This window comes from Candidatus Cloacimonadota bacterium, assembly GCA_020532355.1.
Lineage (GTDB): Bacteria > Cloacimonadota > Cloacimonadia > Cloacimonadales > Cloacimonadaceae > UBA5456.
The window spans coordinates 1-6,244 of record JAJBBD010000094.1; the positions used below are offsets into that span (position 1 = coordinate 1).

Consider the following 6,244-nt stretch of genomic DNA (forward strand, 5'->3'; position numbering starts at 1 on the left):
ATAGTTGTGTTTAGCGTTGCCCACACTCCGTTTTAGCAACTTTCTTGCTCATTACCTAAAGCTATGAATAGCGCCGTTTCAAGCTGCTATCATCCCGTAATTATTGCAGTATCTTAAGATGAACTTTCCCTAACTATAACTTGAGTTAAAGAGTGGGGAAACCGTTGCGCATCAATATATGGCAGATTTCTATGCAGGAGATATACGGTTTGTTAGGTTTTATCTTTTCGTGCCTATGCCACTTTCCACTCTTGTAGTATGGATATTTATCCCATGTCACGATTATTCAAAGATCTTTAAGAACTATTTCTAGAACATATCAAATCGTTATTCTATCAGATAGGTGCCTTTAACATAAATCTAGTATTATTGCTTTTCTCATGTTCCAATAAACAGGATTCTATCAAACCTGTCAATAGGAAGAAATACTTGATCCTATTTCTTATCTGTTGCTATCTATTTGTTTCGAAATGCTGTCTCATGCTATGTATAAACATTACTCTTCTATACTGTGTTGTTCTACACAAAGCATCAGCGCACAAATAAAAAGCGGAACCTTCAGGAACCGCTATAATATAAAATGCTATTTATTAAAACTACTCTTGTGGAAGCCATTCATCAAGGATAGTAGGCTTTCTTTCTGGGGCGGGATCTTCCACTTGATAACTACTCTCAGAAAGTACATAAATAACCTTAATTCCAGCTTTACCAAAGTTCTCGGTAGTAGTTGCAGTATAATTGAAGTTATCGGCATCGTAATGGATAACAAAATCTTCAGTTTCCATATACATCATACCCGTATCATCTGTTTTGACCTCGTAGGCATTGGAACCCATAAGATTCAACTGACCAAAATCGAAAGGATAATCTCCAAATTCATCATTTCTACGAAACTCTTCAGTAGCGTTGATTGCTTCCTGCAAAACTGGGATCAAGGCTTCAAATTTCTCATGCGCAAGAGCTTCTGCGGCTTTGTCTATTCTCAACTGGCGCATACCAAAGAAAAATACAAATAATAACCCCACCAAAAGGAGGATCATAATTAACTCTACAAGGCTAACCTTGTGAGTATCAGAGACTTTCTGATTGCTGTTTACTTTTACTTGTGTATTTTTAGCTGTTTCAGACATTATCTTCTCCCAAGAAATTCTTCTTTACATTCATGTTTTTTATACTTTCTTTTTTTGTCAAACCTTTTTTATGCATAACCAAACTCGGCATCAGTAGATGTTCAAGATATATTATCAAGATCCGCCGAATATTGCAATCTCGCTCACCGAATTCGCAAATCAAATGATAAATATCTGGTATTCCACTTTCAGGCATAATTTCTTCATGCCTGTTGTAAAACCATTAAGCATTCTTTTCTTTGTCCTTCTCAGGAGTTCGATAAAGATATATTCAGTTCTTTCATTCTGGAATGGCAAGCCGTCTCCCGTGTTATGGAGCTCTTCCCCATGCCCCTGTTATTCAACGGCCTCAATGGGATAATTCGTCAAACTCGCTACCCAACCACAGCGTATAGATGAAGCTTTACTATTCAATGCTTCAAGGCAAGCTCTACCACAGTATATAGAGGTGACTATTTATTAATGACATATATCAATTATCAAAATATGTCTGCGGTCTCCTTCCAGAAAAACCATCCAATGCTTTGGTCGGTTTTAAGCTAAGAGCAAACCCAAATGATGGTTTGTTTGCATTCAGGAATTCCATTGTAAGGCGCAGCTCAATAAAATCCCAGATCAAACTTGGGTTTCTAAGACGAATTCCAAACCCCTGGGCAAACAATCTATCTGGTGCGTGCAATTTATCGTCATGGTGTACAGCTGCCATATCCATAAAAGTGAATGCCGATATCTGAAATCCGATTATCTGGAAGGGAGTATTGATATCTTCTTCTATACTTAAACTTGCCAGATCTGTTCCGCTGAGATCCTCTCCATCTCTATAAAATTGATCTTCTGCGAGATTAATTCTTTGGGTGGGATAGCTCTTCGATGTTCCAATTATCCTAGCTCGTATCATGCCTCGATTGCCAAATCTGCCTATTAATCGCATTGGAGTTATATAGACGGGCTCCATTGCAAAAAGAGTCTGACCTGCCTTGCCATTGCTCAAATAGGTTTCTGTAGATATTTTATTGTAAAGGTAATGTCCTGCATTATGATAGCTTGACCATTCCCATTGCACTCCCATATATTGACGATTCTGCCACTCTGCAAAATCGTGACCCGCCATTACCTGTAAAAGATGACCCTTAGGAAGATAGTTATTATCCAAAAAAGAACTTAACCCAGATACATAACGATACTCAGGTGATGCATAACCAATAGTCCCAAGGGCAAAGAAAGAGTTTTGCCAAGCCAGTTCTTCAGGACGTATTTGATGTTTACGGTATCTTACAGAAAGAGCAGAGTAGATATATTCTGGATAATCCAGTACACTATAGGTGTGTGCGAACCATGCTCCATATTGATGATACTTAAGCCTCGAATTCCAAAAACTAATCTTAGTATCGGATGCTCGATAATCTATGCCCCCAAAATTATTCATTAACGGATATAAAAACTCTCGATTAAAAGCAATATCAAGGCGTTTATCATCTGGCAAGGATAACCTGTGAAAATCTCCCTTTATGTACTTTCTCAAAATATTGGGATGAGTATAAAAACTCTCCCAACCGAGTATGTCCCTCTTTTGGGGGTCCACGTATAGACTATAATTAATTGAATGAGTTAAGCCCAAGAAGTTTCTATCCACCAATGTTAACTGTAGCTTGTTATGATCAATCAGTTTTGGAGCAAACTTCAAGAAAAACTTCTCCCTTAGCTTTATGTCCACGCCAACTCTCGGTTGCTTGGGGTCTGTAATCTCAAACTCCAGTTCCGAATATAGCTCAGAATCGTATAAATAATGTAGATTGGCTATTAATAAAGCAGGATTTAGCGTATCGCCCTCAACAAAAAAAAGGTTTTGCTTGAGTATGTTGTTTCGGGTTTTGGGATGAATCATATTACCGAAGCGAAGCACATCGTTATATAGTGGCAAACCTTCTCTTTGAGGCTTAATCTCAAACACATCTTTCTGTAAAACATTTATCTTAGAAATAGTTTTACCGCTCCATAAAGCAAAATCCTGATCCAATTCGGGCACATATGGCTCCGCGTCTCCTTCCTTGAAGATAAGCGGATACACTCTTTTTAGAAACCGATGCTCCAGCATTTCTTCCTTAGTTTCAGCCACTAAGTCCCTGGAGGTGAATATGCCATTTTTAAGCAGCTCATCATCTTCAGCCCAAAGCACACATTGGGAAAATAATACCAGGCAGAGCAGGGTTAGTATTTTAGTCATTACTTCAATACTCCATTTGTTACCATTCTACCCTAAGCCCTCCTTTCGTCAAGCAGTTCTACAAGCATTTACCACATAGAGACAGTTACATAAACAGATATATCAGATTTTTATGCACAAAATATCGGTTTGGTGGGCTTTTTCTAATCGTAGCTATACTCACCCGTCACCCTTTTATTATTGGGCTTTACTCCATGCCCCGCTCACTCTACAGCCTTGCATATAAAACAAAAAAGCGTCTTGCTTCTTCACGGCAAGACGCTAAAGGACTATCTCGTATTCAAGATACGTTTCGACGCTTGTAGATAAAATAAGAAGCCGTTATTAGTAGTACATTTATTGCTAACCATATCATTTGTTCAGAATAACTGGTTAGTGACCCCTTTGTAAAGTCTATCGGTACAAAGGCAGTCTTCATCGAAATTTTTGTTATAACCTCAAATGGGGTAAATACTACTCTATTCCAAAACCCAAATATGCTGTAAGTTTCAAGACCCCAAGAGAGCTTTAGCATTAGCCTTATCGATTCGTATATGGCAAAGAACAATAATAGCTTAACAGCCGGTGTTTTTCGAAACATGCTAGAGAAAAACCACACCAAAGGTATCAAAAGAATCGAAGCTTTGAGCATATAAACAGTAGCATTTATCAACGCACCCAGCCCAATCGTAAAAGAAGGATATCCAATAGCAAAAGAAATGGTGCCGATAATAAGATAATTGACCAATATCAATACAATGAACTCTATGAATACAGCTACAGACACAAACGCTGCTTTGGTTCCCATTATCTTAAGAAGACTAACTGGTTGAGAGAGGTGAAAGATCTCACATCGTTTTTGATAATCCTGATTTAGGCAAACATCTGCCAAACTTATAGATGTTAACAGACTCAACCAAGCTAAGAATATTGCGGCACCATAATGCAATCCCCATAGTAGCACATTTATGCCTGGCTGACTGGAATCCAGATTTACGAAATTGGGCAACCCAAATCTTATTGCTCCATAAGCAAATGCTATTATACCCAAACCGTAATGTACCAGAAGAACCCATAGCGGAATGAGAAAGGTTTTCTTATTGGTATGCCACTCTTTAAGTAATAAGGTCTTAAACTGTCGCACTGTTACCTCCTACTACTTCCATAAATATATCAGATATTGATGGTCTGTTATATACTGCACCTTCAACTTGCACGTCAGATGGCAATACTGCACTTACAAATCCCAAGGTTTTATTAATCTCACGCGCTCCAGAATCATAAAGAACCTGCTTCTTGTCTGATGGAGCTGTAATTACATGGTATCTAGTTTTCAAACTCTCAACTTCTTCATTCAAAACTATCTTACCATTATCGATAATGATAATTTCCTGCAATATATCCTCAATTTCTTCCACCTGATGAGTGGAAATAAAGATGGTGCGTTGCTCATCAAAAAACTCACCTAAGATGATATTGAAGAATTCCTTTCTAAACGCAATATCGAGCCCCAATGTTGGCTCATCCAGAAGCAGATAACGTACGTCTAAGGATATGGTCAACAAGAGATACAGCTTTGTCTTCATGCCCTTGGAAAGCTTACCCACTTTCTTGTCTAAAGGCAAATTTGCTCTGGAAAACAAGCGTTCACTGCGTTCAATATTGAAATGAGGATTAAGGTTCCTTACATAATTGATGGTTTGAGAAACCGTTAAGCGGTCATCTAAGCCACTAACATCGGGAATAAATGCCACCTGATCAAACACCCGGTGATCTCGATGTTGCAAGTGAAATCCATCCAGACTAACAGTTCCCTCATGATCCATAAAACCAAGCATGCAACGCATCAGAGTGGATTTGCCGGCTCCGTTTTTTCCCAGCAATCCCACAATTTTCCCCCAAGGCAGAGTAAAAGACACATTATCCAAAGCTTGGAATTTTCCAAACTTCTTACTTAATCCATTTACCTGATAAGGTATTGGATGGTTCTCAAACGTCTTTTCATAAACTGTCATTGCTCTTCTCCATAAACACTTTTTACCTTATTAATTACCTCTTCTTTGGGAATCTCATAACTTTTTGCCAATCGCAAAGAAGGCTCCAAAGATTCTTGGATAAATGAACTTCTCCGATTAGATATGATCATCTCTCTGGCACCGGGAGAAACAAATATCCCTATACCTCGTTTGTGATACAAAATCCCTTCATCTACCAACAGGTTAACCGCATTACCGGCTGTAATGGGGTTGATCCTGTATTCAGCAGCCATTTCCCGGAGCGATTTTAACCGATCTTCCTCATTTAATGCCCGGGCAAGTATCTGTTCTTCGATTTGTTGCCTCAGCTGGAGGTAAATCGGGATGTCTTCTTTAAAAACTTTCATCGCATCCTCACTATAGTTTATTTCACTTAGCGCCTTAGTGATGTAGTCAACTATATCACCAGGTATCTAATGTCAAGTTCTTTCTTTATATTATTTACATTTCCCCGCCCCCAGATGTTACTATCTACATGTTATACATATAGTTACAAGATATAATATAATTTTTGGGGATTCATTTTTACCGCTTTTCCAGTACCATAGTGTTTGCTATATTGACAAAAAAAACAGTCAATTCTCAGTATGTTAACAGCCTACAGACCCTACATAGAATGCCCTCCGATACGTGGAATCACCGCCCGGTGATTCCCACGGTTTTTTATCCTTCAATCTGATACTGATCCACTGCCATTTGCAGAAATGGTGATCAGATTTGCAGAAACGGTGATCAAAACTCGGTTGCTTCATTTGCAGAAATGGTGATCAAATTTGCAGTTTTCAGTGATCACTATAAACGCCCATCTTCTTGCCAGTGCAAAGGCATCTATCATTTCTTTATCAAGCCTTAATCAAGCGTATAAAATTAACGCA

The 6,244-nt window shown here is 38.5% G+C and carries 5 protein-coding genes; all 5 read right to left on the minus strand.

What is annotated here, in order from left to right; all coding sequences use genetic code 11:
- Positions 1-596: 596 nt before the first annotated feature.
- Positions 597-1,130: a hypothetical protein gene (locus LHW48_03015; GenBank protein ID MCB5259431.1), complete on the minus strand. Its 534-nt coding sequence runs from the start codon at positions 1,128-1,130 to the stop codon at positions 597-599.
- Between the two features lie 472 nt (positions 1,131-1,602).
- The gene (locus LHW48_03020) at positions 1,603-3,354 is read right to left on the minus strand and encodes a hypothetical protein (protein MCB5259432.1); all 1,752 of its coding nucleotides are present in this window, start codon (positions 3,352-3,354) and stop codon (positions 1,603-1,605) included.
- 280 nt (positions 3,355-3,634) lie between these two features.
- Entirely contained in the window at positions 3,635-4,477 is an 843-nt protein-coding gene (locus LHW48_03025; GenBank protein ID MCB5259433.1) for a hypothetical protein, read from the minus strand.
- Positions 4,464-5,348, minus strand: coding sequence for an ABC transporter ATP-binding protein (locus LHW48_03030; protein MCB5259434.1), 885 nt, complete (start codon positions 5,346-5,348; stop codon positions 4,464-4,466). Before LHW48_03030 ends, LHW48_03025 begins: the two co-directional genes overlap by 14 nt.
- Complete coding sequence (locus tag LHW48_03035; protein MCB5259435.1) at positions 5,345-5,716, minus strand: GntR family transcriptional regulator; 372 nt, start codon at positions 5,714-5,716, stop codon at positions 5,345-5,347. The genes LHW48_03030 and LHW48_03035 overlap by 4 nt, the downstream gene beginning before the upstream one ends.
- Positions 5,717-6,244 lie beyond the last annotated feature (528 nt).

Excerpts from the sequence above, each read along its gene's own strand:
- LHW48_03015 (MCB5259431.1), bottom strand. The coding sequence starts at position 1,130 with ATGTCTGAAACAGCTAAAAATACACAAGTAAAAGTAAACAGCAATCAG.
- LHW48_03020 (MCB5259432.1), bottom strand. The coding sequence starts at position 3,354 with ATGACTAAAATACTAACCCTGCTCTGCCTGGTATTATTTTCCCAATGT.
- LHW48_03030 (MCB5259434.1), bottom strand. The coding sequence starts at position 5,348 with ATGACAGTTTATGAAAAGACGTTTGAGAACCATCCAATACCTTATCAG.
- LHW48_03035 (MCB5259435.1), bottom strand. The coding sequence starts at position 5,716 with ATGAAAGTTTTTAAAGAAGACATCCCGATTTACCTCCAGCTGAGGCAA.